The sequence below is a fragment of the Streptomyces sp. iso_384 genome (genome assembly GCF_056172905.1).
On sequence record NZ_JBWBTT010000001.1, the window covers coordinates 6,401,764 to 6,427,467 of the forward strand.

At 72.5% G+C, this 25,704-nt stretch carries 25 protein-coding genes and 1 pseudogene; 13 read left to right on the forward strand and 13 right to left on the reverse strand.

Annotated elements, in window-relative coordinates; all coding sequences use genetic code 11:
* Nucleotides 1-157: 157 nt before the first annotated feature.
* From AC0VY3_RS28600 to AC0VY3_RS28620, 5 genes and pseudogenes are all read right to left on the reverse strand, one after another.
* Complete coding sequence (locus tag AC0VY3_RS28600; RefSeq protein ID WP_475550916.1) at nt 158-1,327, reverse strand: hypothetical protein; 1,170 nt, start codon at nt 1,325-1,327, stop codon at nt 158-160.
* Nucleotides 1,328-1,361: 34 nt separating this feature from the next.
* On the reverse strand, nt 1,362-3,287 hold the full coding sequence (locus AC0VY3_RS28605; protein ID WP_475550917.1) for a DUF3492 domain-containing protein: 1,926 nt from the start codon (nt 3,285-3,287) through the stop codon (nt 1,362-1,364).
* A 190-nt stretch (nt 3,288-3,477) separates the two neighbouring features.
* Nucleotides 3,478-3,719: pseudogene (locus tag AC0VY3_RS28610) on the reverse strand (ABC transporter ATP-binding protein); the annotation flags it as partial.
* A gap of 43 nt (nt 3,720-3,762) precedes the next feature.
* Nucleotides 3,763-5,193, reverse strand: coding sequence for a DUF3152 domain-containing protein (locus tag AC0VY3_RS28615; protein ID WP_475550918.1), 1,431 nt, complete (start codon nt 5,191-5,193; stop codon nt 3,763-3,765).
* An 8-nt stretch (nt 5,194-5,201) separates the two neighbouring features.
* On the reverse strand, nt 5,202-6,167 hold the full coding sequence (locus tag AC0VY3_RS28620; protein WP_475550919.1) for an alpha/beta fold hydrolase: 966 nt from the start codon (nt 6,165-6,167) through the stop codon (nt 5,202-5,204).
* A gap of 112 nt (nt 6,168-6,279) precedes the next feature.
* On the opposite strand from AC0VY3_RS28620, the gene AC0VY3_RS28625 reads away from it, so the two are divergent.
* The 4 genes from AC0VY3_RS28625 to AC0VY3_RS28640 all read left to right on the forward strand — a co-directional run bounded on the left by AC0VY3_RS28625 (nt 6,280) and on the right by AC0VY3_RS28640 (nt 8,146).
* A complete protein-coding gene (locus AC0VY3_RS28625) occupies nt 6,280-6,495 on the forward strand; it encodes a hypothetical protein (RefSeq protein ID WP_475550920.1) in 216 nt (71 codons plus the stop codon).
* A gap of 167 nt (nt 6,496-6,662) precedes the next feature.
* Nucleotides 6,663-7,304 carry a TetR/AcrR family transcriptional regulator gene (locus tag AC0VY3_RS28630; RefSeq protein WP_010061601.1) on the forward strand — a complete coding sequence of 214 codons (642 nt, stop codon included), beginning with the start codon at nt 6,663-6,665 and terminating at the stop codon, nt 7,302-7,304.
* 140 nt (nt 7,305-7,444) lie between these two features.
* Nucleotides 7,445-7,672, forward strand: coding sequence for a DUF3107 domain-containing protein (locus tag AC0VY3_RS28635; protein WP_003966467.1), 228 nt, complete (start codon nt 7,445-7,447; stop codon nt 7,670-7,672).
* Nucleotides 7,673-7,873: 201 nt separating this feature from the next.
* A complete protein-coding gene (locus AC0VY3_RS28640) occupies nt 7,874-8,146 on the forward strand; it encodes a hypothetical protein (RefSeq protein WP_103507809.1) in 273 nt (90 codons plus the stop codon).
* A gap of 7 nt (nt 8,147-8,153) precedes the next feature.
* On the opposite strand, the gene AC0VY3_RS28645 is transcribed toward AC0VY3_RS28640, so the two are convergent.
* On the reverse strand, nt 8,154-8,900 hold the full coding sequence (locus tag AC0VY3_RS28645; protein WP_103507808.1) for a ferritin-like fold-containing protein: 747 nt from the start codon (nt 8,898-8,900) through the stop codon (nt 8,154-8,156).
* A gap of 451 nt (nt 8,901-9,351) precedes the next feature.
* Here AC0VY3_RS28645 and AC0VY3_RS28650 point away from each other — a divergent pair, with 451 nt between their 5' ends.
* Nucleotides 9,352-11,619, forward strand: coding sequence for a DEAD/DEAH box helicase (locus AC0VY3_RS28650; protein ID WP_475550921.1), 2,268 nt, complete (start codon nt 9,352-9,354; stop codon nt 11,617-11,619).
* 158 nt (nt 11,620-11,777) lie between these two features.
* Nucleotides 11,778-12,638 (forward strand): alpha/beta fold hydrolase, encoded by an 861-nt coding sequence (locus AC0VY3_RS28655; RefSeq protein WP_242741235.1) that lies wholly within the window; start codon nt 11,778-11,780, stop codon nt 12,636-12,638.
* Nucleotides 12,639-12,642: 4 nt separating this feature from the next.
* Here the strand turns inward: AC0VY3_RS28655 and AC0VY3_RS28660 are convergent, their stop codons facing one another.
* Nucleotides 12,643-13,554, reverse strand: a complete 912-nt coding sequence (locus tag AC0VY3_RS28660) for an NYN domain-containing protein (RefSeq protein ID WP_086779297.1) — start codon at nt 13,552-13,554, stop codon at nt 12,643-12,645.
* A gap of 207 nt (nt 13,555-13,761) precedes the next feature.
* Here AC0VY3_RS28660 and AC0VY3_RS28665 point away from each other — a divergent pair, with 207 nt between their 5' ends.
* Nucleotides 13,762-13,914 (forward strand): hypothetical protein, encoded by a 153-nt coding sequence (locus AC0VY3_RS28665; RefSeq protein WP_006127395.1) that lies wholly within the window; start codon nt 13,762-13,764, stop codon nt 13,912-13,914.
* Nucleotides 13,915-14,005: 91 nt separating this feature from the next.
* Here the strand turns inward: AC0VY3_RS28665 and AC0VY3_RS28670 are convergent, their stop codons facing one another.
* The 3 genes from AC0VY3_RS28670 to AC0VY3_RS28680 all read right to left on the reverse strand — a co-directional run bounded on the left by AC0VY3_RS28670 (nt 14,006) and on the right by AC0VY3_RS28680 (nt 16,398).
* Nucleotides 14,006-14,611 carry a MarC family protein gene (locus tag AC0VY3_RS28670; RefSeq protein WP_030087329.1) on the reverse strand — a complete coding sequence of 202 codons (606 nt, stop codon included), beginning with the start codon at nt 14,609-14,611 and terminating at the stop codon, nt 14,006-14,008.
* A 142-nt stretch (nt 14,612-14,753) separates the two neighbouring features.
* Nucleotides 14,754-15,620, reverse strand: a complete 867-nt coding sequence (locus AC0VY3_RS28675) for a PHP domain-containing protein (RefSeq protein WP_475550922.1) — start codon at nt 15,618-15,620, stop codon at nt 14,754-14,756.
* Between the two features lie 100 nt (nt 15,621-15,720).
* Nucleotides 15,721-16,398 carry a DUF6758 family protein gene (locus AC0VY3_RS28680; RefSeq protein WP_103506908.1) on the reverse strand — a complete coding sequence of 226 codons (678 nt, stop codon included), beginning with the start codon at nt 16,396-16,398 and terminating at the stop codon, nt 15,721-15,723.
* Nucleotides 16,399-16,582: 184 nt separating this feature from the next.
* Between AC0VY3_RS28680 and AC0VY3_RS28685 the strand changes: the two genes are divergently transcribed.
* Nucleotides 16,583-17,821 carry an MFS transporter gene (locus tag AC0VY3_RS28685; RefSeq protein WP_475550923.1) on the forward strand — a complete coding sequence of 413 codons (1,239 nt, stop codon included), beginning with the start codon at nt 16,583-16,585 and terminating at the stop codon, nt 17,819-17,821.
* 20 nt (nt 17,822-17,841) lie between these two features.
* On the opposite strand, the gene AC0VY3_RS28690 is transcribed toward AC0VY3_RS28685, so the two are convergent.
* On the reverse strand, nt 17,842-18,426 hold the full coding sequence (locus AC0VY3_RS28690) for a suppressor of fused domain protein (protein WP_103506906.1): 585 nt from the start codon (nt 18,424-18,426) through the stop codon (nt 17,842-17,844).
* Between the two features lie 465 nt (nt 18,427-18,891).
* On the opposite strand from AC0VY3_RS28690, the gene AC0VY3_RS28695 reads away from it, so the two are divergent.
* Both AC0VY3_RS28695 and AC0VY3_RS28700 read left to right on the forward strand, forming a co-directional pair.
* Nucleotides 18,892-20,019, forward strand: a complete 1,128-nt coding sequence (locus AC0VY3_RS28695; RefSeq protein ID WP_103506913.1) for a magnesium and cobalt transport protein CorA — start codon at nt 18,892-18,894, stop codon at nt 20,017-20,019.
* Nucleotides 20,020-20,054: 35 nt separating this feature from the next.
* A complete protein-coding gene (locus AC0VY3_RS28700; RefSeq protein ID WP_475550924.1) occupies nt 20,055-20,573 on the forward strand; it encodes a hypothetical protein in 519 nt (172 codons plus the stop codon).
* Nucleotides 20,574-20,679: 106 nt separating this feature from the next.
* On the opposite strand, the gene AC0VY3_RS28705 is transcribed toward AC0VY3_RS28700, so the two are convergent.
* Nucleotides 20,680-21,447 (reverse strand): hypothetical protein, encoded by a 768-nt coding sequence (locus AC0VY3_RS28705; RefSeq protein WP_103506904.1) that lies wholly within the window; start codon nt 21,445-21,447, stop codon nt 20,680-20,682.
* 223 nt (nt 21,448-21,670) lie between these two features.
* On the opposite strand from AC0VY3_RS28705, the gene AC0VY3_RS28710 reads away from it, so the two are divergent.
* Genes AC0VY3_RS28710 through AC0VY3_RS28720 form a run of 3 tightly spaced genes read left to right on the forward strand, consistent with a single transcriptional unit; the run spans nt 21,671 to nt 24,684 of the window.
* On the forward strand, nt 21,671-22,957 hold the full coding sequence (locus AC0VY3_RS28710) for a magnesium transporter MgtE N-terminal domain-containing protein (protein ID WP_103506903.1): 1,287 nt from the start codon (nt 21,671-21,673) through the stop codon (nt 22,955-22,957).
* A complete protein-coding gene (locus AC0VY3_RS28715) occupies nt 22,947-23,507 on the forward strand; it encodes a DUF1003 domain-containing protein (RefSeq protein ID WP_475550925.1) in 561 nt (186 codons plus the stop codon). Before AC0VY3_RS28710 ends, AC0VY3_RS28715 begins: the two co-directional genes overlap by 11 nt.
* Nucleotides 23,508-23,550: 43 nt before the next feature.
* Nucleotides 23,551-24,684, forward strand: coding sequence for an Mrp/NBP35 family ATP-binding protein (locus AC0VY3_RS28720; protein WP_030082902.1), 1,134 nt, complete (start codon nt 23,551-23,553; stop codon nt 24,682-24,684).
* 223 nt (nt 24,685-24,907) lie between these two features.
* Here AC0VY3_RS28720 and AC0VY3_RS28725 read toward each other — a convergent pair whose 3' ends face one another.
* A complete protein-coding gene (locus AC0VY3_RS28725) occupies nt 24,908-25,567 on the reverse strand; it encodes a hypothetical protein (RefSeq protein ID WP_103506901.1) in 660 nt (219 codons plus the stop codon).
* Nucleotides 25,568-25,704 lie beyond the last annotated feature (137 nt).

Genomic DNA, 25,704 nt, shown 5'->3' on the forward strand with positions numbered 1-25,704 from the left:
CGACGGCGGGCTGCCGGTGCGGGGGATTGGGGGGTCATGGCGGGGTTCTCCTAGGTCAGTCAGTCGGTCGTACGGTGCTGGGGCAGGGCCCGCGGCGTCGGCTCCGCGGGAGTGGTGCGGTGGTACGTGGGTGGGGCGGCGTGGGTTCTCGGGTCTCTCAGGTCCGGGTGTGGGCGGAGGCCCGGGAGAGCGCGAGGGCCGCGTGCAGCAGCAGTCCGATGGCGGCCCCGCCGCAGGCCAGCGCGGACACGGCGCCCGTCCCGCCTGCCGAGACGAGGGCGCCCACGGGCCGGGCGAGGGGTTCGAGTCCGGGCAGCCGGGCGGCGAGGACGAGGGCCGGGGCGCCGGCCTCGACGGCACACGCGCCGGCCAGCGCGACGGTGCCCGGCTCGGGCAGCCCGTGAGCGGCGAGCAGCCGGGCCACGAAGAACAGCAGCCCGAGGGCGACCGCCGCGACGGGCGTGCCGCTCCCGCCGAGGCCGAGGCCGGCCAGGTACAGCAGGGGCAGCAGTGCGGCGAGGAAGAGGGTGACGGCCGCCAGCAGCAGGGGGCGCACGCCCGCGCCGAACTCCTCCAGGGCGCGGCTGCCGGCCAGTTTGCGGTGGGCCTGGACGGTGAAGAGGTGGGCGCACCAGGCGGCCGGGGCGACGGCGGCGGCGAGTCCGAGCAGCGGGCCGGGGGTGCCGACCCAGGGGCCGTCCGGGCCGCCGGTCATCACCTGGCCCAGCAGCCCCTCGCCGTACACCGCGTAGCTGAGCAGCCAGCAGGCGTACATCCCGGCCCGGCCCGCTCCTTCGGGGGCGCGCAGGGGCCCCCGGCCGAGGCAGGCCCTCAGTCCCAGGCAGGCCAGGACGGTGCCGACGACGGTGACCAGGGCCCGGGTGCCGTCGCCGAAGACGCCCTCGGTGACCCGGAGCACCCCGGCGGTGGCCAGCGCGGCGGCCCCGGGCAGCAGGGCGAGGAGCGTCCAGGCGGCCCGCGCGTCGGTGTCGGGCCCGGGGCCGGGCGGCCCGCCGGCGGCGGGCTCCCGCGTACGGGGCGGCATCCGGGCGTACAGCTCCTCGGCGAGGGCGAAGACGTCCCGGTGGCGGTAGCGGGCGGCGGTGCGGTCGGTGAGGCCGTGCGCCTCCAGACCGGCGGCGATCTCCAGCGGGTCCACGGCCCGTTCGCACAGGTCGCGGTGGTGGTGCAGCAGGGACTTCACCGGGTCGGCCGGGCCGCGGCGGGCGGCGCCGGACTGCGCCCGGCGTGCCGTGGAGCGGGGCAGGATCTCGGCGGGGCGCTCCGGGACGGAGGCGAAGGCCGCCGGGTCGTCCGGACGGGTCATCGAGTGGTCTCCGTGGTCGTGGTGGGTCGGGTGGTCACGCATCGCCGTCCCCCACCGGTCCCGCCGCGACCGCGCAGACGCCCTCGGGCTCCGGCTCCCGGGTGTGCTGCGGCTCGGGCTCGCCCGGCCGGTCCGGCAGCCGGACCCCGGGCGCGGCGGCCCAGCTCGGCGCGGCCGCGACGGCGGCGACTGCGTCAGCACCGGCACCGGGCCGCCCCGAACCGTCCGGGTCCGCCGCCGGCCGAAGGTGTGCCCCGGACTGGGTCCAGTGGCCGAGGAGGCGGGCCTCCGGCGGGGTGGCGAAGGGCAGCGGGTCGCCGTGGGCGTCCACCGTGTCGGACTCCCGGCGCACCGGGGTGTGCGACATCAGCTCCAGGTAAATGCCGCGAAATGCCGCGAGGTTCTGTTCGACGGTGAAGAGTTCGAGCGCGCGGGCCCGTGCGGCGGCGCCCAGCCGGGCCCGGCGCTCGGGGTCGCGCAGCAGCGCTACGCAGGCGTCGGCGAGCGCCTTGGGGTTGCGCGGGGGCACCACCAGGCCGGTGCCTCCGATGACTTCGACGACCGCGCCCACATCGGTGGAGACGGTGGCCCGGCCGCAGAACATGGCTTCGACGAGGCTGACCGGGAAGCCCTCGACGACACTGGAGAGCACGATCACGCCGCCCGCGCCGTAGGCCTCGGCGAGGTCGGGGATCTCGGGGCCGCCGATCTCCTCGAAGGTGACCGGGCTGACGCCCTCGGTGTGCGCGCCGGTGGCCTCGTCCGGGAAGAGCTGGGCGGCCAGGGCCTCGCAGTGGGCGAGGTAGGTGGTGGCCTCCTCGCTCTCGGCCGGTGCGCCGAAGACCCGCAGCCGGGCGGCGGGCTCGGCGCGGCGGACCTCGGCGAAGGCGTGGAGGAGGGCGATCAGGTCCTTGGCGGGCTCGATCCGGCCGACCCAGACCAGGGTGTCGGGGCCGCCCGGTCCGTCGTCCCCGCCCGCCGCGCCGAGGCGTTCGGCGTTCTCGCCGACCGGGCCGAAGCGCTCGGCGGCCATGCCCGGGTAGACCGTGCGCTGCTTGGCGGGGTCGGCTCCGCAGCGCTGCTGCCAGCGGCGGACGTGGGTGTTGCCGGGGGTGACGAGCGCGGCCTGGCGGTAGACCTCGGTGGCGAGGCGGCCGTGGAAGCCGGCGAGGAGGGCGCGCACGGAGGTGCCGTACGGGGTGTCGGAGGCGGCCAGGAAGTGTGCGCGCAGCGGGACGCCGTGCTCGGTGACCAGCAGCGGCACTCCGAAGAAGCGTTTGGCCAGGAGCCCCGGAAGGGCGGCCGCCCCGCCGGAGGCCGCGTGGCAGAGGTCGACCGCGCCGAGGCTCTCCTGGTCGTACCAGTCCAGCGAGAGCGGGCGCAGCGCGCGTTCCAGCTCGGCGGCGAGGGCGAGGTGGTCGGGGACGGTGGCGCTCTGCACGGTGCGGCCGGTGCCGTGGGCGCGGGAGGCGGCCTCCAGGATCCGGACGGTCGTCTCGGAGCGCAGGGCGAGGTGGAGTCCGCCGCGTTCGCGGGCGAGCTCGGCGAGGCCGTAGAGCCCTTCGGCGAAGAGTTCCGCGCCGGGGCCGGTGCCCGCTTCCGTACCGGCCTCGTCGGAGGTGCAGATCGCGGTGGCGAGGGCGGTGAAGTGCTCGGTGAAGCGTCCGCGGTCGCGTCGTCCGTAGGACTGTTCGCCGCCGGTCACCAGCCGGGCCAGCAGGCCGCGTTCGCCGCTGCCGCGCAGGGTGCCGTCGTCGGTTGTCCACAGCGGTGCGGTGCGCACCCGGCTGACCTGGTGCGGCAGCCGGACCCAGCCCTGGTCCTCCTGGTGGGCGGAGCGGCTCAGGGCGAACAGGTCGAACTCGTGCTGCGGCAGCCCGCGCACCAGTCGGTCGCACCAGAGTCTGGACTCACCGGTCGCATACGGATAACCACCTTCGGTGAGCAGTCCGATCCGCACGAGTACACCCCCGATCTCCCTTGTGGGCGGCCGCCGTTGAAACGGCGACTCGCAGCGGGACGACCGTAAGCGGATACGCCGGTGGCGCGACGGACGGTTGTCCGTCGCACCACCGAAAGGGGTGAACCGTCGTAACTTTCCCGCCCCGGTCGCGTTCCGTCGCGATACAGCGGTCGGTTGTTACGGAGGGTCAGGCCCGGGCCAGGCCCTTGCGGACGGCCCTGCGGGGGTCAGCGAGGCCGGGATCGGGGGCGGGAACGGCCGCCGACAGCTGCCGGGCGTACGGGTCCCGCGGATTTCCGTCGACCTCGTCGGCGCCGCCCTGCTCGACGATCACGCCCCGGCGCATCACCGCGACCTCGTCGCCGACCTGCCGGACCACGGCGAGGTCATGGGCGCCGAAGACCAGCCGATGCCCAGCTCGCGCTGGAGTGCGGAACAAGACGGCCGTCTCATCATGCAGACGTACGAGGGGTCAGCCGGTGGGGTGCACCCAGGGGTTGGGCTTGCACTTGATGCCTTCCAGCTCAAGGGTCTTGGTCTGCTGCTGCATGACCGGAGCCGGGGCGCCGGGAGTGCGGCAGCTCACATGGTTGTGACCCAGCCGGTGGCCGACCTCGTGATTGATGAGCATCTGACGGTAGGCCAGCAACCGGTCCGGGCCGAAGGTGGCGGCGCCCTGCGCCCAGCGATATGCGTTGATCATGATGCGGTCGGTCGAGGCGGAATCGCAGGAGACATTGTCGATCGTGGTGTCCAGACCGGATTTGGCGCACCAGTCGCCGGTGGTCCCGGGACTGGCGAGCGTGATCACGAAGTCCGGGGCGCCCGACGAGATCCGCTCGAAGGTCATCGCGCCGTTGTGCGCCCAACTCCGGTTGTCGTTGAGCGTCTTCTGCACGGCTTCGGCGAAAAGTCCGGCGTCGAGACCGAGACCCTTCTCCACATCGATGCGATAGCGGTGCTTCTGCCCCTTTCCGGGGGCCTTCGCCAGACCGGGCACGGCCTCGAACGCGCCGCTCGCCTTCAGATCCGCGGCGAGCGGATACGGCTGCGCCATCTTCGCGGCGTACGAGAGGGGCTTGACCTCGGGCTTGGCCGAGGGCTGCTCCGGGGTCGGGCGGGCGTCGGAGCGGGAGGCATCCTCGTCCTGGCCCTGCCGTTCCACCTCGGCGGCGCGGGCGGCTGCGGCACGGTCGCCGGAGTCCTCGGCGACCTGTCCGGCCACCACGACCGCGAGCACGGTGGTCACCGCGGCGGCGGCGATCCCGGTGAACGTGCGGCCCTTGGAGCCCCGGGGCGCGGGGCGTTCGTCCGGCTCACCGGCCTCGGCGTCGTCCGCACCGTCGGAGGGCCCGGCGGGCGGCGCGGCGGGGGCGGCGCCGGGGGCCTCGGCGTCGAAGGCGTCCAGGAACTCCCGGCGCGGGCCGGGCACCGGGGGGCCGTCGAGCGTCGACTGCTGGGCCGCCCGGCCGTCCGCGGCGCGCTGGGCCGCGCGCTGGGCGGACACCTGACGGGCCACGGCCTGCCGGCGGGCGGCGTCCTGGGGCCCGCCGGGTCCGCCCGGCCCGGTGTCGTACGGCCGGGCGTCGGCGGGATGGCCGCCCGGACCGGCGTACGGATGCTGCTGCTGGGGGGCGCCGTGCGGTGCGGGGGCGTCGTGGCCCTGGCCGTAGCGGGGCACAGGTCCGGTCCCCCAGCCGCCGCCCTGCTCACGCTGTTCGGGGTGGCCGCCGCGCACCTGCGGGGCGTCCGCGGTGAACGGGCCCCGCCCGTCACCGGTCGGGGACCCGGTCCGCCTGCGCCGGCCGGCGCCGGACGCGGGCCTCGCCGCGGCGCGTTCGCCGCCGGGTTCCGCCGCGTCCGGGCGGATCGCCCCGGAGCCCTTTCGACTGTGTCGTCCCACGCCCCGGATCAGCTCCCGCCGCTATCGTCCAGCAGTTCCCGGAACGCCTGGGCGACCGCCTCCGGGTACTCCATCATCGCCACGTGCCCCGCGTCGGGCAGGGTCAGCAGCCGGGCGTCGCGGAAGGCCGCGGACGCCCTGCGTGCCATCCGGTACGAGACGAGCTGGTCCCGTCCGCCGTACACGAGCTGTGTCGGTGCGAGCACCCGCTCGGCCTGGCGCCACAGTCCGTGCTGGCCGCCCAGGGTGTACGCGTCCACGATGCCCCGGGCCGAACGCGTCATCGCGTCCCAGAAGTACGGCAGCTCCAGCCGGCGCTCCATCTCGGCCACCGCATGACGGAAGGCTTCGTCGGAGACCCGTGCCGGATCGCCGTAACAGAGTGCCATGACTCCACGCGTCCGCTGTTCCGCCGTCCAGTCCTTCGTGAGCCGGGCGAACAGGGAGGCGACCCCCGGCACGGCCAGCAGACCGGTCGGGACGGCAGGCCGCTGCACCCGCCACTCCGGCAGGGCGGGCGAGATCAGGGTGAGGGTGCGCACCAGGTCGGGGCGGACGGCGGCGACCCGGGTGGCGATCGCGCCGCCCAGCGAATTGCCGAACAGGTGGACGGGGCCCCGCTCCTCCGCGTCCAGCAGCCGGATCACCGCACGGGCGTGTCCGGTCACCGAGTAATTGCCGTCGTCCGGCGGCGGCGAGTCCCCGAATCCGGGCAGGTCGACCGCCTCGCCGTCGACCAGGTCGGACAGCAGCGGCATCAGCGCGGACCAGTTCTGCGACGATCCGCCCAGCCCGTGCACGTACAGCGCGGGAGGCAGTCCGGTCCGGTCGCCCGGCCGGCAGCGGACGTTCAGACCGATCCCCGGCAGGGACACGGAGCGCAGCCGTTCGCCGTCGGCGACCCGGACGGCACTGACCGTCGGGGCCACCGCGGCAGCAGCGGCCTGGACACCCGGCAGCTCGGTCGAAGACATGCGGCAATGTTACGAGACGATCACGCCCTCATTCATGTGTTCGCCGTCACAAGCCCGCATCGCGGGGTAGACGGGTAACTCCTAGGCTCTAGGGGAAGGAAGGGAGCGCGCCATGACGGTCGACCCGAGCGACCCGGACACGTTCGACAACGCCGAACCGGCGGATGCGGGGCCCGAGGCCCCCGAGGCGGACACCGCCGAGCAGCGGACGGACGTCCGGCCCGAGGACGACGAACGGGTGGAGAGCGCCGACCTGGCCACCGCCGATGAGGCCGATGTGGCGGACCAGCGCAGGGTGATCCCCTTCGACGAGGATGATTACCGCTGATACGCCCCTGTTTGCTCACGACCACAATGAACTGTGGCTTCCACAGCCGTCCGGTCCATGAAATTCTGCGTCCGCGCCGCGCATACCAGGGTTACCCAAAAGTACGATGGCTGTACGGCGCAGCGTGCACGGACCGGCTGTGCTGGAACACATATTTGGGAGGCGGCGTGACAGCCATCGAGCAGACAGAGGCGGCGCGCCCGCGGGGCACACGGCTGCCCCGCCGCGCCCGACGCAATCAGCTGCTGGGCGCCGCACAGGAGGTCTTCGTCGCGCAGGGCTACCACTCCGCCGCGATGGACGACATCGCCGAGCGGGCCGGGGTCAGCAAGCCGGTGCTCTACCAGCACTTCCCCGGAAAGCTGGAGCTCTACCTGGCCCTTCTCGACCAGCACTGCGAGTCGCTGCTCCAGGCCGTGCGCACGGCGCTGGCCTCGACGACGGACAACAAGCTGCGCGTCGAGGCGACGATGGACGCCTACTTCGCGTACGTGGAGGACGAGGGCGGCGCGTTCCGGCTGGTCTTCGAGTCCGACCTGACCAACGAACCCGCCGTGCGCGAGCGCGTCGACCGGGTCTCCCTCCAGTGCGCCGAGGCCATCTCCGACGTGATCGCCGGTGACACCGGGCTGTCCAAGGACGAGTCCATGCTGCTGGCGGTGGGGCTGGGCGGCGTCTCCCAGGTGGTGGCGCGCTACTGGCTCTCCAGCCGGTCCGCCATCCCGCGCGACACCGCCGTACAGCTCCTCACCTCGCTGGCCTGGCGGGGCATCGCGGGCTTCCCGCTGCACGGCGTCGAGCAGCACTGAGCCCTCCGTGACGGGGCGGGGGACGCCGTGTTCGCTGCGGGCGTTGCCGGTCGGGCCCTGAGCGCCGCTCCCGCCGGGCTAATGTGGCTGCGTACGGCGCGGTTCGCCGCGCAAGGACTGACCGTCGGAGGGACATAGCCGTGGAGGTCAAGATCGGGGTGCAGCACACGCCCCGCGAGATCGTTCTGGAGAGCGGGCTTTCCGCCGAGGACGTCGAGAGCGCGGTCGCCGCGGCACTGGGCGGCAAGGCGGAGCTGCTCAGCCTCACGGACGACAAGGGCCGCAAGGTTCTGGTGCCGGCCGACCGGATCGCGTATGTGGAGATCGGTGAGCCGACCACCCGGCGGGTGGGGTTCGGGACGCTGTAGTCCACCGGACGCGTTGATCGCAGGAGCGGCCCGGCGGGGGTTTCCCCGCCGGGCCGCTCCTGTGTCGTGTGCGGGAGGACCGCTCCTCCCGTTCCCGTACGGGTCGGAACGGGCCGCCGGAGGGTTGTTCTCCGCGGGCGGAGGGTAGTACCGCCTACGACCGATTTGCCCGCCCCGCACACCCCCGCGAGGTGATCGTCTGTGATCTGGGAATCCTTCACCGCCGCCCTGCTCGGGCTCGCCCTGTCCTGGGCGGCCCTGCGATCACTCCCGGACCGGCTGCCGTCCGGCCGTGCGGTTTATCTCACCGGAGCGCTGGGCGCCCTGTTCGGCGCGTATCTGACGCACGCGGCGCTGGGTCCCGGCCATGTCCTGGCGACGCTGATCGGAGCCGTGTCCGTCGGGGCGGTGACGCTGTCGCTCCTGATCCGCCCACGCGGCCGCCGCCTCGCCCGGTCGGCGGCGGCCCAGTAGCGGGGTGCTACGCGGCCAGCCCCAGCGCGGCCATCCGCTTGGTGTGGGCCTCGGTGATCCGGGAGAACATCCGGCCCACCTCGGCCAGGTCGAAGCCGTCCGCGACGCCGCCCACCAGCATCGTCGAGAGTGCGTCGCGGTCGGCGACCACCCGCTGGGCCTGCGACAGCGCCTCGCCCATCAGCCGGCGCGCCCACAGCGCGAGCCGCCCGCCGACCCGCGGGTCCGCCTCGATCGCGGCGCGCACCTTCTCCACGGCGAAGTTCCCGTGGCCCGTGTCGTCCAGCACGGACAGCACCAGGGACCGGGTGTCGGTGTCGAGGCGGGCCGCGACCTCGCGGTAGAAGTCGCTGGCGATCGAGTCGCCGACGTACGCCTTGACCAGGCCTTCCAGCCAGTCGGACGGAGCCGTCTGGCGGTGGAAGTCGTCGAGCGCCTTGGCGAACGGCTCCATCGCGGCGGTCGGGTCCTCGTCCACCTCGGTGAGCCGCCGGTTCAGCTGCTCGAAGTGGTGGAACTCCGCGGCGGCCATCTTCGCCAGCTCCGCCTTGTCGCCGAGCGTCGGTGCGAGCTTCGCGTCCTCGGCCAGCCGCTCGAAGGCCGCCAGCTCTCCGTAGGCGAGGGCGCCGAGCAGGTCCACGACCGCGGCGCGGTACTGCGGGTCGGCGGCCGCGGTGGCCCAGTCCTGGGCGGCGATCCCGGTGGCTGCGGAAGCTTCGGCGGGGTTCTCTGTGGCGTGGTCAGGCGTCTCCATGAACGGAACGATAGCCCGCTCAGCGCAGGGCGGAAGGGCCTGGTCAGCCGGGGACCTCATACCGTTCCGATGAATTCGTCCAACACACATGCGCGAATCCGGGGTACAGTGGTAATGCGTCTACTGAGCACTGTGCTGTGCCAGAGGCGCGCCCTTTGAATGAGGATGCCCGGTCGGTGGCCCGATCGGCTCCGACCCGACAGCCCTCCACGCGGTGCGTACGACACGTACGACTGCAGATGAGGGGCCCCCTCAGCGGCACGAGCGCTCGAGCGACGGCAGTGGTCCCGCGCCACCCGGCCCATCCACGGCCGGATGACCAACCCCGGCACGGTACGACCCCCAGCGTTCGCCTCGGGCCGCGTCTCACAGAAGAGGCAGCACCCTGACTACGTTCCGCGACCTCGGTATTCTTTCCGAGACGGCCGAAGCCCTCGAGGCGGTCGGCATCATGTCCCCCTTCCCCATCCAGGAGCTGACGCTCCCCGTAGCCCTCTCCGGCTCCGACGTCATCGGCCAGGCCAAGACCGGAACCGGCAAGACGCTCGGCTTCGGTCTTCCGCTCCTGGAGCGCGTGACCGTCCCCGCCGACGTCGAGGCGGGCCGCGCCACGCCCGAGCAGTTGACCGACGCGCCGCAGGCGCTCGTCGTGGTCCCCACCCGTGAGCTCTGTCAGCAGGTCACCAACGACCTGCTGACCGCCGGCAAGGTCCGGAACGTACGCGTTCTCGCGATCTACGGAGGCCGGGCGTACGAGCCCCAGGTCGAGGCCCTCAAGAAGGGCGTCGACGTGATCGTCGGCACCCCGGGCCGCCTCCTGGACCTGGCGGGCCAGCGCAAGCTCGACCTCTCCCACATCCGCGGGCTCGTCCTCGACGAGGCCGACGAGATGCTGGACCTGGGCTTCCTGCCCGACGTCGAGCGCATCATCACGATGCTGCCGCCCAAGCGCCAGACGATGCTGTTCTCGGCCACCATGCCCGGTGCCGTCATCAGCCTCGCCCGCCGCTACATGTCGCAGCCGACGCACATCAACGCCACGTCGCCCGACGACGAGGGCACGACCGTCAAGAACACGGTCCAGCACGTCTACCGCGCCCACAACATGGACAAGCCGGAGATGCTCGCCCGCATCCTCCAGGCCGACGGCCGCGGGCTCGCGATGATCTTCTGCCGGACCAAGCGCACCGCCGCCGACATCGCCGAGCAGCTGGAGAAGCGCGGATTCGCCTCCGGCGCGGTCCACGGCGACCTCGGCCAGGGCGCCCGCGAGCAGGCGCTGCGCGCCTTCCGCAACGGCAAGGTCGACGTCCTGGTCTGCACCGACGTCGCCGCGCGCGGTATCGACGTCGAGGGTGTGACCCACGTCGTCAACTACCAGTCGCCCGAGGACGAGAAGACCTACCTGCACCGCATCGGCCGAACCGGCCGCGCGGGCGCCAAGGGCATCGCGATCACGCTGGTCGACTGGGACGACATCCCGCGCTGGCAGCTGATCAACAAGGCCCTGGACCTGAAGTTCCCGGACCCGCCGGAGACGTACTCCACCTCGCCGCACCTCTTCGAGGAGCTGGGCATCCCGGCGGGCACCAAGGGTGTGCTGCCGCGCGCCGAGCGGACCCGGGCCGGGCTCCGCGCGGAGGAGGTCGAGGACCTCGGCGAGACCGGCGGCCGCGGCCGCAAGGCCGCCGCCCCGGCACCCGCCCGTGAGGAGCGCGAGCCGCGCACCCGTACGCCGCGCCAGCGCCGCCGCACCCGTGGCGGAGCCGCTGCGGAGGAAACGGCCGTCGCGACGGTGCCCGCACCCGCCAAGGAGGCCGCCCCGGTCACCCCGGCCGGTGACGAGGCTCCCGAGGTACCGCGTACGCCGCGCCGTCGCCGCCGTACCCGTGCCAGCGCCCCCGAGGCCGTCGTCGAGGCGGCCGTGGCGGTCGCCGAGGCCCCGGTGGTTCCCGCCCCGGTGGCCGAGGCCGCCGCGGTGACCGAGGCCGCGCCCGTGGCCGAGGCCGCGCCCGAGGCCGAGGCGGTCGCGGAGACCAAGCCGCGGCGCCGTCGCAGCCGTGCCGTCGCGAAGCCGGTGACCGAGGAGACGGCCGCGCCCGTCGCCGAGGCCCCGGCCACCCCGGCCCCGGCCGAGTTCCAGACCGTGGCGGTCGCCGCGGGCATCGCGGAGCCGGTCGCCGAGCCGAAGGCCGTCAAGCCGCGCCGCCGCGCCCGGATCGTGAAGCCGGCCGACGAGGTCGACTTCCAGATCGCCCCGGCCGCCGAGCCGGAGCCCGAGGTGAAGACGCGTCGCCGTCCGGCCCGCGCCACGGCGAAGAAGTCGGAGCCGAAGGCGAAGGCCGAGGCTGCTTCCGTCGAGCCGAAGGCGAAGGCCGAGGCCGCTTCCGTCGAGCCGAAGGCGAAGGCGCCCCGCGCGACCCGGTCCCGGGCGAAGGCGGAGACCGCGGAGAAGGTCACCGAGAAGTCCACCGCGAAGGACGCCGCGAAGGCGGTCGCCGCCGAGCAGCCCGCCGTCGAGGCCCCGGCCGCCGAGGCGGAGGCCAAGCCGCGCCGCCGCCGTGCCACGCGCGCCGTCACCTCGACCACCGCCCAGGAGGCCGCCGTGGTCTCCGAGGCCGAGGCCGTGGTGAGCGAGGCCGCCGCCGAGACGAAGCCGCGCCGCCGCCGCGCCACCCGCCCGGCGGGCAAGGCATCGGTGACGACGACCGAGAGCTGACGCTTCCGGCGACACCGCAGTACCCGACGGCCCCGGCCCCCGCACACGCGGGGGCCGGGGCCGTTTCGCGGTCCGGTGGCGTCGGAGGAGGCGGCCGATGACGCCGGGAGGGCCGCCCGGTGGCGTCGGGAAAGGGGCGGCGGGGATAGCCTCGCCGTATGAGCCGCCCGCCCACCTTCGCCCCGCCGCCCTGCGCCCGCGCCCGTGTCCTGCGTACCGAGCGCGGCGACTTCGCCGTCCTGGACGCCGTACCGCGTACCCCGGCGCGGGCCACCGCCCTCCTGCTGCCCGGCTACACCGGCAGCAAGGAGGACTTCATCGCGCTGCTGGAACCGTTGGCCGATGCGGGCTACCGGGTGGTTGCCGTGGACGGCCGGGGGCAGTACGAGTCGCAGGGCACGGATCGTCAGGAGGCTTACGGCCAGGGCGAATTGGCCCGTGACGTGCTGGCCCAGGCAGCGGCCCTGGACGAGGTCGGCGACGGGGAGCTGCATCTGCTCGGGCACTCGCTCGGCGGTCAGATCGCCCGGGCAGCCGTCCTGCTGGACGCCGCCCCGTTCCGGTCGCTGACGCTGATGTCCTCGGGTCCGGCCGAGGTCGTCGCGGCCCAGCGGGACAAGGTGAAGATGCTGAGCGACGCGCTGTCCGTGCTGTCCATGGACGAGGTGTGGCAGGCGATGCAGGCGCTGGATCCGCCGCAGGACGCGGACACCGGCGACGGCGCGGACCTGCGCCGTCGCTGGCTGGCCCACCACCCGGCCCAGTTGATCGCCACCGGGGCGCAGCTGGCCGCCGAACCGGACCGGGTGGACGAGCTGGCCGCCGTCGGGCTGCCCGTCCATGTGCTGTCCGGGGAGCGCGACGACGTCTGGCCGGTGGAGCTGTTCGACTCCATGGCGCGGCGTCTCGGCGCCCGCCGCACCACGATCGCCGGCGCCGAGCACTCCCCCAACACCGCGCGCCCGCAGGAGACCGCGAAGGCGCTGGCCGCGTTCTGGGACGGCCTGCCGGCCGTCTGACGGGTCAGTACTGCGACTGCAGGTGCTGCCAGAAGCCGTCGCGGAGCGCCCGCCGCAGATGCGCGTGGCCGCGCAGCGAGTGCTGGAGCAGGCGTTCGGCCTCCACCAGGAGGTCCTGGTCGACGGAGCCCGGCAGATAGGGGTGGCCCGGCAGCAGGTCGGCGAGGGATGCGCGGCCCCGGGCGGCGAGCCAGGCGGCCGCGATCTGCGCGCCGACGAAACGGACGTCCTCGCGGGAGGGGGCCGGGGTGTCGTCCTCGTACGTGGTGACGGGCCGCCGGGTGACGTAGGGGCGGCAGAAGTCGAGGTCGAAGGTGCGCTGGCTGTCGACCTCCCACAGCAGCGGTTCGGCCTGGTTGCGGCCTTCGGCCGCCTCGATGCCCCAGAGGTGCACGCGCGCCCCGTAGCCCTGGGCGGCCTCCACCGCCGACACCAGGTCCTCGTCGCCGCCGACGAGCGCCGCGTCGCTGATGGCGCGGTGCCGGGCGAGGGATTCGAGGTCGGTGCGGATGAGCGAGTCGACGCCCTTCTGCTGGTTGTTGGCGTTGAGGTTGCCGAGCCGGACCTTGACGTCGGGGAGTTCGGCGATGGCCTGCTGTTCGGTGGTGTGGATGCGGCGCCGGGCGCCGTCGTACCAGTAGACGCGCAGCAGCCTGCTGTCCGCGAAGATCGTGCGGGCCTTGTCGATGAAGGCCTCGATCAGCCCTTCGGCGTCGAGGTCGAAGGAGCGCCGGTCCTCGGTGCCGGTGACGAGCAGCCCGGCCGCCGCGTACACATATCCGGCGTCCACGAAGATGGCGTGCGTCGACGGAGTCTTGGAAACCTCGATGAGCATGCGCTGGAGCAGCTCGTTGGTGCGGTCCAGGCGGGCGCCGAGGTCGGCTCCGCCGATGAGCTGCGGGTCCGCCTCGTTCATGCGAACCTCATGGTCTGTGGTGGCGTGGCTACCGACGGGTACTTAGACATCCAAAAAATTTCCTTAGCGTAGGGAATGTTTGCAAGGGGCAAGCCGTTGTAACCCACGTGGAACGCGAGGGAAGCCTCGCGTTCCTAGTCTTGCCGGTGGGACGCCCCACCGGCGCCAGTAGTTCTCCAGCAGGAGGATCAGACGAAGGGAAGCCCTATGCGCTTCGAGATCATGCGACTCGACGACGTCGACGGTACCGCCGTGGACAGCACCGTCGTGGACGCCGCCTCCGTCAACCGGATCGTGCAGCAGGCCGCGGCGACGGGCCAGCGCATCTACATCCGGCCGGCCGACAGTTCGGCCTCGTAACACCTGACGTTGTGAAGACGAAGCGCCCCCGCACGGAACGTCCGTGCGGGGGCGCTGTGGTGCGCGGGGGTCTCAGAAGCGTTCGGAGGCCTCAGGCGTTCTGGATGACCTGGGTGACGCCGTTGATGATCTGCTGGACGGCGATGGCGGAGAGCATCATGCCGGCGAGCCGGGTCACCAGGACCACACCGCCGTCCTTGATCACGCGGATGATGACCAGCGAGTAGCGCATGGTCAGCCAGAGCACCACATGCATGGCGACGATCGCGGACCAGACCGAGAGCTGACCGCCCACGCCGTCGGCGTGCTGCACCGCGAGGATGACCGAGACGATCGCGCCGGGCCCGGCCAGCAGCGGCATGCCCAGCGGTACGAGCGCCACGTTGACGTCCTTGGTCTGCGTCGGCTCGTCCGTCTTGCCGGTCAGCAGGTCCAGCGCGATGAGCAGCAGCAGGAGTCCGCCCGCGATCATCAGCGCGGGCACGGAGACATGCAGATAGTCGAGGATCTGCTGACCGAGCAGACCGAAGACGGCGATCACGCCGAACGCGACCGTGACCGCCTGGAGCGCCATCTTGCGCTGCACCTTGGCGGGGCGTCCCGCGGTGAGGGCGAGGAAGATCGGCGTGATCCCGGGCGGGTCCATGATCACAAACAGGGTGAGAAAAAGGGATCCGAAGACAGCGACGTCGAACACAGTGAGCCTTGCGAGAGAAGAGCGGGTGGTACGGAGGGGGCGCGGGTCCGGGCAGCGTCCGTCGCGGTGCGTCGAGCACGGCGGCGGCGCGCACGGGGGTGCGCGGGGAGAAGGAAACAGGTGCGGCGGAGAAGAGGAAACGCTAGCGGCGGCCGGCTCCACCGGCGCCCGGCACCGGGAAGGCTCCCGTGGCGCGCCGGGTGATCTCGCCGTAGATCTCGGGGTCGGTGGTGCACGCGCCGAGTTCGACGGTCTTCCGGCTGCCGTGGTAGTCGCTGGAGCCGGTCGTGAGCAGCCCCAGGTCGCGGGCGAGACCGCGCAGCCGGGCCCGGGCGGCCTCGTCGTGGTCCATGTGATCGACCTCGACGCCGTCGAGGCCGGCCTCGGCGAGCGCGGCGATCGTGGACTCGGGGACCACGGCGCCGCGCTTCACTGCGGCCGGGTGGGCGAAGACGGTGACCCCGCCGGCCGCCTTCACCAGGCGGACGGCCTCGAAGGGGTCGAACTCGTGCTTCTCGGCGTACGCCCGGCCGCCGTTGCCCAGCCAGTCGGGCGTGAAGGCGTCGGAGACGGTGCGTACGACGCCGAGTTCGACGAGGGCGGCGGCGACGTGCGGGCGGCCGACCGAGCCGTCCCCGGCGATGCGGGCGACCTGCTCCCAGGTGATGGGGACGTCGAGGGCGCGCAGCTTGCGGACCATCTCCCGGGCGCGCGGCACCCGGTCGTCGCGGACGAGCTCCCGGGCGCGCTCCAGCTCGGTGTCGGCCGGGTCGAAGAGGTACGCCAGCAGGTGCATGCCCACGCCGTCGACGCGGCAGGAGAGTTCGGCGCCGGTGACGAGGGTGAGCCCGTCGGGCAGCGCGTCGACGGCCTGCCTGTGGCCGCCCACGGTGTCGTGGTCGGTGAGCGCGACGACGTCCAAGCCCGCGGCGGCGGCGTTCGCGACCAGCTCGGCGGGGGTGTCCGTGCCGTCCGACGCGGTGGAGTGGGTGTGCAGATCGATGCGCACGACGCTGGACTCCGGGGCTCGCGGGCGGACGGGGGGACCGCTCAAGGATAACCGTCGCAGACCGGGCCTCAGGCCGCGAAAGCCCCCTGTCCCACGTGATCTACCGCTCGCCCGGCGCCTGCCGGGGCGGTGCGTGGGGGGCGGCGAGGAGGCGCGGGGTGAGCGCGCCGCAGGGCAGCAGGTCCACCTCTCCCCCGGCGTCCCGCAGATCGGTCAGCACCAGCTCGTCGTACATCAGGAGCCCCGACTGCTCGGGCCACAGGATCGCCCAGAGCCAGAGCCCGCGCGCCTCGCCCGCGAAGACGGCGCGGTCCTCCGGGGCGTTCTTGACGTGCCAGAGCGGGGTGGGGCGGCCGGCGGCGTGCACCTTGGCGTCGGGGGCGGAGTCGACGTTCAGGTGGCGGCCGGGGTCCGGGCCCTCGATTCCGGCGTACCGGGCGCCGAGTCCGACGCCCAGCTCCTCGGCGACGAGCAGCAGTTCGCCCATCCCGCCCAGCGGACCGGGTCCGGAACAGGCCACGGCGCTCGCGCGTCCGCCGCTGCGGTCGTCGCCCGCACTGGCGACGCCGGTGAACAGCCAGCCCACGGGGAGCGGCCAGGGCATCCAGACGGGGACCTGCGCGCGGTGCACCACGACGCCGAGGCCTTCGACGCTCGGCGGGATGACCGGCTGCATCGGGTGGACCTGGCCGTGCGCGGAGCACTGCCAGGCGTCGGCGAAGAGACCGGGCGCCCTGACCCGGCCACCGCACTTCGGGCAACTGGGTTCGCCCCTCATAAGGACCAACCGTCCTCCCCGCCGGTCCTCGCGTCAAGGACGATCACCCGTCCGGAGCGTGGCCCTGACCGGGAAGAATAGGTGTAGCTTGCATTTATTAGATCGTCTAACTTATTCTGTGCATAACACATCGACCTTGTGAGGCCCAAGGAGCTTGTGAGGCCCAAGGAGAAGGAGAGAGCCCATGCGGGAAGAGGATCCGTTCGACGAAGGGGCGACAGGGGCCGGCATCCTGCGCCAGCCGAAGGCCGTCTGGGCCACGGCCGGCGCCTCGGTGGTGGCCTTCATGGGGATCGGCCTGGTGGACCCGATCCTGCCGTCGATCGCCCAGGGTCTCGACGCCTCGGCGAGCCAGGTGTCGCTGCTGTTCACCTCGTACTTCCTGATCACCGCGTTCGCGATGCTGGTCACCGGCTTCGTCTCCAGCCGCATCGGCGGCCGCAAGACCCTGCTGGCCGGCCTCGCGCTCGTCGTCGTCTTCGCCGCGCTCTCCGGCACCTCCTCCTCCGTCGCCGAACTGGTCGGCTTCCGGGCCGGCTGGGGTCTGGGCAACGCCCTCTTCGTCTCCACCGCCCTCGCGGTGATCGTCGGAGCGGCGGCGGGCGGCAGCGCGGTGGCGATCCTGCTGTACGAGTCGGCGCTCGGCCTCGGCATGGCGTGCGGGCCGCTGCTGGGCGCACTGCTCGGGGACGCCAGCTGGCGCTACCCGTTCTTCGGCACGGCGGCGCTGATGGCGATCGGTTTCCTCTGCATCGCCGCGTTCCTCAAGGAGCAGCCGAAGCCCGCCGTCAAGACCTCACTGCTCGACCCGGTCAAGGCGCTCGGTCACGGCGGACTGGCCTCGGTCGCGGCCTCGGCGTTCTTCTACAACTACGCGTTCTTCACGATCCTGGCGTTCACCCCGTTCGTGCTGAACATGACCCCGTACCGGTCCGGCGCGGTCTTCTTCGCCTGGGGCCTGCTGCTGGCCGTCTTCTCGGTGCTCGTCGCACCGCGCCTCCAGCGCCGCTTCGGCTCGCTCAAGGTGCTCGGGGCCTCGCTGGTGCTGCTCGCCGTCGACCTGCTGGTCCTCGGATACGGCAGCCACAGCACGGCGATCGTCGCCACGATCGCCTCCGGCGCGTTCATCGGCATGAACAACACCGTCTTCACCGAGCTGGCCCTCGGGGTCTCGGACGCGCCGCGCCCGGTGGCCAGCGCCGGATACAACTTCGTCCGCTGGTTCGCCGCGGCGGCCGCCCCCTTCCTCGCCCCGAAGATCGAGGAGTGGACCGACCTCCACATCCCGTTCGTGGTGGCCGCGCTCGCCGCCCTCGCCGGAGCGGCCGTCGTGGGCGTACGGCGTACGGCGCTGACCCACGAGGCCGAGGAGCTGGCGCCGGTCCACGCACAGGAGGACGGGGTGGCGGCCTTCGCCGACTGACGCCCCCTCAGGGCGGGTGGTCAGTCCAGCGGTACGGACGTGCGCAGCGGGTCGCGCAGGTCCGTACCGTGCGCCAGCCACCGCTCCTGGAGTTCCTGCGCCCCGCGCACCCGCTTCCAGGCGGCCTCGTTGTGGGTCATCGGCAACAGCGGCAGGAAGCGCACCGGGTCCATCGGCTCGTCCAGCTCCAGGTCCTCCACCAGACCGCCGGACTCCGCGACCAGCACCGAGGTGAACGGCGCACCGGTCCACAGCGGCTCCCCCAGGTCCAGCGAGGCGCCGGCGGCCACGATCAGCCCCTCGACCTGCGGGGAGGCGGCCAGCACGGCGAGCGGGCGCAGCACCTGGTCGGTGTCGGCGAGTCCGCCGCGTACGGACAGGATCAGCTCGGCGCGGGGGCCCTTCACCGGGTCGGCGAGCGGGGAGGTGGGGTCGGCCATCGGCTGCCCGGACATGCCGAGCGTCGCGTAGCGCACGATGTCGCCGTCGAGGAAGCGCAGCACCTCGATGCGGTCCGTGCCGAGGAAGGTCACATCGGCGCGGGCGTCCGGTTCCCCGAGGGCGGAGATGAGCCGTGCCTCGACCAGAGCGAGAATTTCTGCCATGCGGCGAGCATAGATCGCGTAGGGAATGGGCAAAGTACGGGATTGGGCCTTGGGCGGCTGATAGCCTGGCCGCCGGTCGGGACAGCACGCAGAAGCGTCGCTCTTCTTCGTCCCGACGACACGTCGTCCCCCACGGGGGACCGGCCGGAGGAGGTGGGGACTGCTATGGATCCAAGTCGACCGTGCAGTACCGACCGCTCTTCCGCGCCTCGCACCTCCCGTTGATCCGACGCCTCGTCGGTCGTTCCGGGCCGACATCGCCGTCGTGTCCGGACGACTCCCCGACAGCGGTTCGCACGACGGAAGAGCCCTTCGTTCCTGCCTGCCTGTAGCGAATTTTGCCTGTCTGTAGCGAACGCCGTCATCGCGCCTGCGCGGTGGAGCCCGCTTTGCGGACGTGAGCACACGTCCCCATTCCGGGCTGTTCCACGCCCTCGCCGACGGCCCTCCGTGAAGGAGCCAGCCATGTCGATGATCCGTGACCTGCGCGCCGCCGTGCGCCCGTCCCTGCGCCCGTCCCTCCGTAAGAACACCGCCCCGTACAGCGCGTACGACACCACCCGCGACCCGTCCGCCTCCTCCGCCGTCGTCGACTGCGCGGTCTACCACGACGGCCGCCGGCTGGTGACGCCCACCACCCCGACGCCGCACGAGGCGATGCTCCAGGTACGGGAGGAGGGCGGCTTCGCCTGGATCGGTCTGCACGAACCGACCGAGGCCGAATTCGCGGGCATCGCCCGGGAGTTCGGGCTGCACCCGCTGGCCGTCGAGGACGCCGTCCACGCCCACCAGCGGCCCAAGCTGGAGCGTTACGACGACACCCTGTTCACCGTCTTCAAGACGATCCACTACGTGGAGCACGCCGAACTGACCGCGACCAGCGAGGTCGTGGAGACCGGCGAGGTGATGTGCTTCACCGGCCGGGACTTCGTCATCACCGTCCGGCACGGCGGCCAGGGCTCCCTGCGCGCCCTGCGCCATCGCCTCCAGGACGATCCGGAGCTGCTCGCCAAGGGCCCCTCCGCCGTGCTGCACGCCATCGCCGACCATGTGGTCGACGGGTACATCGCGGTGGCCGAGGCGGTGCAGGACGACATCGACGAGGTGGAGATCGATGTCTTCTCCACCCCGGCCAAGGGCACCCCGCGCGGTTCGGACGCGGGCCGGATCTACCAGCTCAAGCGGGAGGTGCTGGAGTTCAAGCGGGCCGTCTCGCCACTGCTGCGGCCCATGCAGCTGCTGAGCGAGCGCCCGATGCGGCTGATCGACCCCGACATCCAGAAGTACTTCCGCGATGTCGCCGACCACCTCGCCCGGGTCCAGGAGGAGGTCCTCGGCTTCGACGAACTGCTGAACTCGATCCTCCAGGCCAATCTGGCGCAGGCGACCGTCACCCAGAACGAGGACATGCGCAAGATCACCTCCTGGGCGGCGATCATCGCCGTGCCGACGATGATCTGCGGCGTCTACGGCATGAACTTCGACTACATGCCCGAGCTGGAGTGGAAGTACGGCTATCCGATCGTGCTGGGCGTCATCGGGGCGGTCTGTTTCTCCATCCACCGCATCCTCAAGCGCAACGGCTGGCTCTGAGCCCGCCCGTCGGGTCGCTGAGTAAGCTCGCGCCCATGACTGATGCCGCCGACCTGCTGGAGAGGGCCCTCGTCGAGGAGGCCACGAAGAAGTCCGGGCTCGTCTGGGTGCGGGGCACCGGGCCGGCCCGTGCCGTGTGGCACATCTGGCACGAGGGTGCGGCGCTGCTGGTCGGCGGCGGCCCCGGCGAGCAGCCGCTGCCCGAGGGGCTGGCCGACGGCGGCCGCGCCGAGGTGACCGTACGGAGCAAGGACAAGGGCGGCCGGATCGTCGCCTGGACCGCGACCGTGGCCTTCCTCCCGCCGCGCTCCGAGGAGTGGGAGACGGCGGTCGCCGAGCTGAAGGGCAAGCGGCTGAACGCGCCGGACGCCGAGTCGCTGACGGAGCGGTGGGCGAGCGGGTGCACGGTGGTGCGGCTGACGCCCGACACGGTCGGCGCCGCGCTGCCGGACACCTCGCTGGCGGCCGTGCCGCTGCCGACCGGGGCCACCACCCGCCGGCCCGTCCCGGCCGCGCTCCCCCGGCTGCTGCTGAAGCGGCGCGGGAAGCGCTGAGCCGGATCCGGACCGGAGCTTCGGACCGGCCGGAGGTCATCCGGCCTTCGGATCGGCCGGAGGACATCCGGCCTTCGGACCGGCCGGAGGACGACGGGGCTTCGGATCAGCCGGAGGACTTGGGGAGCTGGCCGCCGTAGTCGACGGTGTCGTCCTCCTGCGGGGCCTCCAGCGGGAAGGCCTTGCCCCAGTCGGCCAGGGTGACCGTGCCCCCGCCGCCGCCCCGGGCCACCCGCACCGGATACGGCTGCTCCTCCAGCGATACGTCGAAGGCCCCGCCCTCGCCCTTGCCGCCCAGGATCTGGATGGTGCGCTGCCCGGCGACCGTGTCACGGCCGCCCTTGTTGACCTTGCCGTGGAGCGCGAGGAGCCCGTCGAGCAGCACCTTCTTGTCGGTGAAGCCGCGCAGCTGGCGGTAGCTGGGGTCGTCCTCGGGGACCTTCACGTACTTGCCGCCCAGCTTGTCGGCGGCCGCCACATCGGCGGACCCGCCCGCATCGGCGCTGCCCTCGTGGGTCCAGAACTCGGCGGGCGCCTTCAGGAAGAGTTCGTCCTCGACCCGCAGCAGCGCGAAGCTCTGCTTCTTCGAGGTCACCGAGCCCAAGCCGCCCCGTGCGTTGAGCTTCATCTCCAGCCGGTAGGTGCCGCCCTTGCTGACGAGCGTGCCCGACAGCCGTACGGCACTGGCCGCGTCGGCCGCCGCTCTGGCCTTCTTGTCGATCTCGGCGGCGGTGAGTCTGGCGACGCCGTTGGTCCCCTTGTCCGGGTCCTCCTCCGTGCCGCAGGCGGCCAGGGCCACGGTGAGCCCTCCGCACAGCACCAGAGCGAGGGCGGTCCGGCGATGGTTCCGCACGGCCGGGGCAAAAGAGGTCACGGGCGCACTGCCTCTCAACTGCGATCGGGGGTGGCAGACGGCAGCGTACCCGTGCGGAGCGCGCCCTCCGGCGGCCAGCCGTACGGACGGGTCCGTCGGGGCGCGGTGCGGCGGCACGGGCTAGCCTGATCCCGACGTACGACTGTCCGCGTACGGTGAAACGCGCTGGTCGCGGAGGCCGGTCACGAAGAAGCGCGGAGAAGCACGGAGAAGGAGGCGGCGCATGGCGGCAGGAGCCCCCAGGGTCTTCGTCTCGCATCTCTCCGGGGTACCCGTGTTCGATCCGAACGGTGACCAGGTCGGCCGGGTCCGGGACCTGGTGGCGATGTTGCGGGTCGGCGGACGGCCGCCGCGCATCCTGGGTCTGGTCGTCGAGGTGGTCAGCCGGCGGCGGATCTTTCTGCCGATGACCCGGGTGACCGGCGTGGAGTCCGGCCAGGTCATCACCACCGGTGTGGTCAACATGCGCCGCTTCGAACAGCGGCCCACCGAACGGCTCGTCCTCGGCGAGTTCCTCGACCGGCGGGTGCGGCTGGTGGATGGCCATGGCCAGGAAGGTGAGGAGGTCACCGTCCTGGACGTGGCCATCCAGCAGCTGCCAGCCCGCCGCGACTGGGAGATCGACAAGTACTTCGTCCGCAAGGGGCGCGGCGGGGCGCTGCGCCGCAAGGGCGAGACGCTGACGGTGGAGTGGTCGGCGGTCAGCGGCTTCTCGCTGGAGGAGCACGGGCAGGGCGCGGAGAACCTGGTCGCCACGTTCGAGCGGCTGCGCCCGGCCGATGTGGCCAACGCCCTGCACCACCTCTCCCCCAAGCGCCGGGTCGAGGTGGCCGCCGCGCTGGACGACGACCGGCTCGCCGACGTCCTGGAGGAGCTGCCCGAGGACGACCAGGTGGAGATCCTCGGCAAGCTCAAGGAGGAACGGGCCGCCGACGTCCTGGAGGCGATGGACCCGGACGACGCGGCCGACCTGCTCTCCGAGCTGCCCGAGGAGGACAAGGAGCGGCTGCTGACCCTGATGCGGCCGGACGACGCCGCCGATGTGCGCCGGCTGATGGCGTACGAGGAGCGCACGGCGGGCGGTCTGATGACGACCGAGCCGATCGTGCTGCGCCCGGACGCCACGGTGGCCGACGCGCTCGCCCGGGTCCGTCAGCAGGACCTGTCGCCGGCGCTCGCCGCACAGGTGTACGTGTGCCGCTCGCCCGACGAGACGCCGACCGGGAAGTACCTGGGCACCGTGCACTTCCAGCGGCTGCTGCGCGACCCGCCGTTCACGCTGGTCAGCTCGATCGTCGACAGCGATCTGGTGCCGCTGCCCCCGGACACCCCGCTCCCGACGGTGACCAGCTATCTGGCCGCGTACAACCTGGTCTCGGCGCCCGTCGTGGACGAGAGCGGTTCGCTGCTGGGCGCGGTGACCGTGGACGACGTCCTGGACCACCTGCTGCCCGAGGACTGGCGCGAGACCGATTTCCACGGCGAGGAGGGCATCCGGCATGGCCGGTGAGGAGCGGTCGAAGGCCGCGTCGACGGGCGCGTCCGGCCTGGTGCGCCCGCCGCGGACCCGGCTCGACCAGCCGAAGTCGCCGCGGCGCCGGCTGCTGCCGGAGTACGACCCGGAGGCGTTCGGCCGGTTCTCCGAGCGGATCGCGCGGTTCCTGGGGACCGGACGGTTCATCGTCTGGATGACGCTGATCATCATCGTCTGGGTGGCGTGGAACGTCTGGGCGCCGAAGGATCTGCGCTGGGACGAGTACCCGTTCATCTTCCTGACCCTGATGCTCTCGCTCCAGGCCTCCTACGCGGCCCCGCTGATCCTGCTCGCGCAGAACCGGCAGGACGACCGCGACCGGGTCACCCACGAGCAGGACCGCAAGCAGAACGAGCGCTCCATCGCCGACACCGAGTTCCTCAGCCGGGAGATCGCGGCGCTGCGGATGGGCCTCGGCGAGGTCGCCACCCGCGACTGGATCCGCTCGGAACTCCAGGACATGGTGAGAGACATGGAGGACCGGCAGATCCTCCTCACGTCCCGGAGTGACGAAGGCGACCGTTGACGGGCTACCCGCCCGTAGGGCCCAGCGCCGTAACATCGTCGGTATGGCTACGGAAGACGCGGTGCTTGAGGCACTGTCGACAGTGAACGACCCGGAGATCCACCGCCCGATCACCGAGCTGGGCATGGTGAAATCGGTCGAGATCGATCCTGACGGTGTAGTCGCTGTCACGGTGTATCTCACGGTCTCCGGTTGTCCGATGCGCGACACGATCACCCGGAACGTGACCGACGCGGTCGCCCGGGTCGAGGGCGTCTCGCGGGTCGAGGTGACCCTCGACGTCATGAGCGACGAACAGCGCAAGGACCTGGCGAGCTCGCTGCGCGGCGGCACCGCCGAGCGTGAGGTGCCCTTCGCCCAGCCCGGCTCGCTGACCCGGGTCTACGCGGTCGCCTCCGGCAAGGGCGGCGTCGGCAAGTCCTCGGTGACGGTGAACCTCGCCGCCGCGATGGCGGCCGACGGGCTGAAGGTCGGCGTCGTGGACGCGGACATCTACGGGCACAGCGTGCCCCGGATGCTCGGCGCGGACGGCAAGCCCACCCAGGTCGAGAACATGATCATGCCGCCGTCCGCACACGGTGTGAAGGTCATCTCGATCGGCATGTTCACCCCGGGCAACGCGCCCGTGGTCTGGCGCGGTCCGATGCTGCACCGAGCACTGCAGCAGTTCCTCGCCGATGTGTTCTGGGGCGACCTGGACGTCCTGCTCCTGGACCTGCCGCCGGGCACCGGCGACATCGCGATCTCGGTGGCACAGCTCGTGCCGGGCGCCGAGATCCTGGTCGTCACGACCCCGCAGCAGGCGGCGGCCGAGGTGGCCGAGCGGGCCGGCTCGATCGCCGTGCAGACCCACCAGAAGATCGTCGGCGTGGTGGAGAACATGTCGGGCATGCCGTGCCCGCACTGCGACGAGATGGTCGATGTGTTCGGCTCGGGCGGCGGCGCGCGCGTCGCCGAGGGGCTGACGCGCACGGTCGGCGCCGAGGTGCCGGTGCTCGGCTCGATCCCGATCGACGTACGGCTGCGCGAGGGCGGCGACGAGGGCAAGCCGGTCGTCCTGTCCGACCCGGACTCCCCGGCCGGCAGCGCGCTGCGCTCGATCGCGCAGAAGCTGGGCGGCCGTCAGCGCGGCCTGTCGGGCATGTCGCTGGGAATCACCCCCCGCAACAAGTTCTGACCCACCCGGAGACCCACCCGGCCCGTCCGGCGCTCGAGGGCGTCTTTCCCGCCCCGGCGCCGGACGCGGCCGAGCACATTCAGACCGAGCGCATTCAGCCCGTCCGGACACCCGCCCGGCCCGTCCGGCGCTTGAGGACGTCTTCCCGCCGACACGGACCAGGCCGAGCGCATCCAGCCCGTCCGGCGTTCGAGGACGAAGCGGCCGCCGGACGCCCCCGGCCCTACGCGTACGTCGCGATGTCCTTGATCACCGCGAAGCCCAGACCGTACGCGCTCATCCCCCGCCCGTACGCCCCGATGTGCACGCCCTCGTGGGCCGACCCGGCGAGCACCCAGCCGAACTCGGACTCGCGGTAGTGGAACTCCACCGGGACACCGTCCACCGGCAGCGAGAGCGTCGACCAGGGCGCGTTGCCGAGGTCGTCGGCGAGGGTGAACGCCGTCTCGGTCTGCTGGTCCAGCCAGTCGTCGCGCAGGGAGTGGTCCATCTGCGGCGGCCAGGTGTACGCCAGCAGTCCGGAGCCCGCGAGCCAGGCCGCCGAGGACACGGTGGTGGCGTCCAGCACGCCCGTACCGTCACCGCTGCGTCTCACCGGGCTCGCGGCCACCGTGATCACGGCGGCGAACCGCTCCTTGTCGGCGGAGCCGTCCGTCTTCACGGAGGGCTCGTCGCCGTGCCCGACCGCTCCGTGCTGCACCGTGCCGTCCGCCGCGGTGCCGACCTGCATCAGCCAGCGCGGGCCGGTGAAGGCCTCGTCCAGCCCGTACCAGGAAAAGGGCGCTTTCAGGTAGCCGTCGACGGTACGCCGGGCCGCCGGCACCTCCTCCGCCGTGGCCGTGCCCGGTGCTCCGTCCGTATCAATCCGACTCGTCGTCTCCATCTGCGCGGCCGCCTCCTCGATCAGTCATGATCCGGAGCGGCCCGCCCCCCGCGGGCTTGGGCGTCCTCGCAACCGGACAGATGGAGAATAGCCATACCCTCCGGACGAGTCGGGATTGACCGGGGTCAGGTGGCGCG

Excerpts from the sequence above, each read along its gene's own strand:
- AC0VY3_RS28600 (WP_475550916.1), bottom strand. The coding sequence starts at position 1,327 with ATGACCCGTCCGGACGACCCGGCGGCCTTCGCCTCCGTCCCGGAGCGC.
- AC0VY3_RS28620 (WP_475550919.1), bottom strand. The coding sequence starts at position 6,167 with ATGTCTTCGACCGAGCTGCCGGGTGTCCAGGCCGCTGCTGCCGCGGTG.
- AC0VY3_RS28625 (WP_475550920.1), top strand. The coding sequence starts at position 6,280 with ATGACGGTCGACCCGAGCGACCCGGACACGTTCGACAACGCCGAACCG.
- AC0VY3_RS28645 (WP_103507808.1), bottom strand. The coding sequence starts at position 8,900 with ATGGAGACGCCTGACCACGCCACAGAGAACCCCGCCGAAGCTTCCGCA.
- AC0VY3_RS28650 (WP_475550921.1), top strand. The coding sequence starts at position 9,352 with ATGTCCCCCTTCCCCATCCAGGAGCTGACGCTCCCCGTAGCCCTCTCC.
- AC0VY3_RS28655 (WP_242741235.1), top strand. The coding sequence starts at position 11,778 with ATGAGCCGCCCGCCCACCTTCGCCCCGCCGCCCTGCGCCCGCGCCCGT.
- AC0VY3_RS28660 (WP_086779297.1), bottom strand. The coding sequence starts at position 13,554 with ATGAACGAGGCGGACCCGCAGCTCATCGGCGGAGCCGACCTCGGCGCC.
- AC0VY3_RS28665 (WP_006127395.1), top strand. The coding sequence starts at position 13,762 with ATGCGCTTCGAGATCATGCGACTCGACGACGTCGACGGTACCGCCGTG.
- AC0VY3_RS28680 (WP_103506908.1), bottom strand. The coding sequence starts at position 16,398 with ATGAGGGGCGAACCCAGTTGCCCGAAGTGCGGTGGCCGGGTCAGGGCG.
- AC0VY3_RS28685 (WP_475550923.1), top strand. The coding sequence starts at position 16,583 with ATGCGGGAAGAGGATCCGTTCGACGAAGGGGCGACAGGGGCCGGCATC.
- AC0VY3_RS28690 (WP_103506906.1), bottom strand. The coding sequence starts at position 18,426 with ATGGCAGAAATTCTCGCTCTGGTCGAGGCACGGCTCATCTCCGCCCTC.
- AC0VY3_RS28695 (WP_103506913.1), top strand. The coding sequence starts at position 18,892 with ATGTCGATGATCCGTGACCTGCGCGCCGCCGTGCGCCCGTCCCTGCGC.
- AC0VY3_RS28700 (WP_475550924.1), top strand. The coding sequence starts at position 20,055 with ATGACTGATGCCGCCGACCTGCTGGAGAGGGCCCTCGTCGAGGAGGCC.
- AC0VY3_RS28710 (WP_103506903.1), top strand. The coding sequence starts at position 21,671 with ATGGCGGCAGGAGCCCCCAGGGTCTTCGTCTCGCATCTCTCCGGGGTA.
- AC0VY3_RS28715 (WP_475550925.1), top strand. The coding sequence starts at position 22,947 with ATGGCCGGTGAGGAGCGGTCGAAGGCCGCGTCGACGGGCGCGTCCGGC.
- AC0VY3_RS28720 (WP_030082902.1), top strand. The coding sequence starts at position 23,551 with ATGGCTACGGAAGACGCGGTGCTTGAGGCACTGTCGACAGTGAACGAC.
- AC0VY3_RS28725 (WP_103506901.1), bottom strand. The coding sequence starts at position 25,567 with ATGGAGACGACGAGTCGGATTGATACGGACGGAGCACCGGGCACGGCC.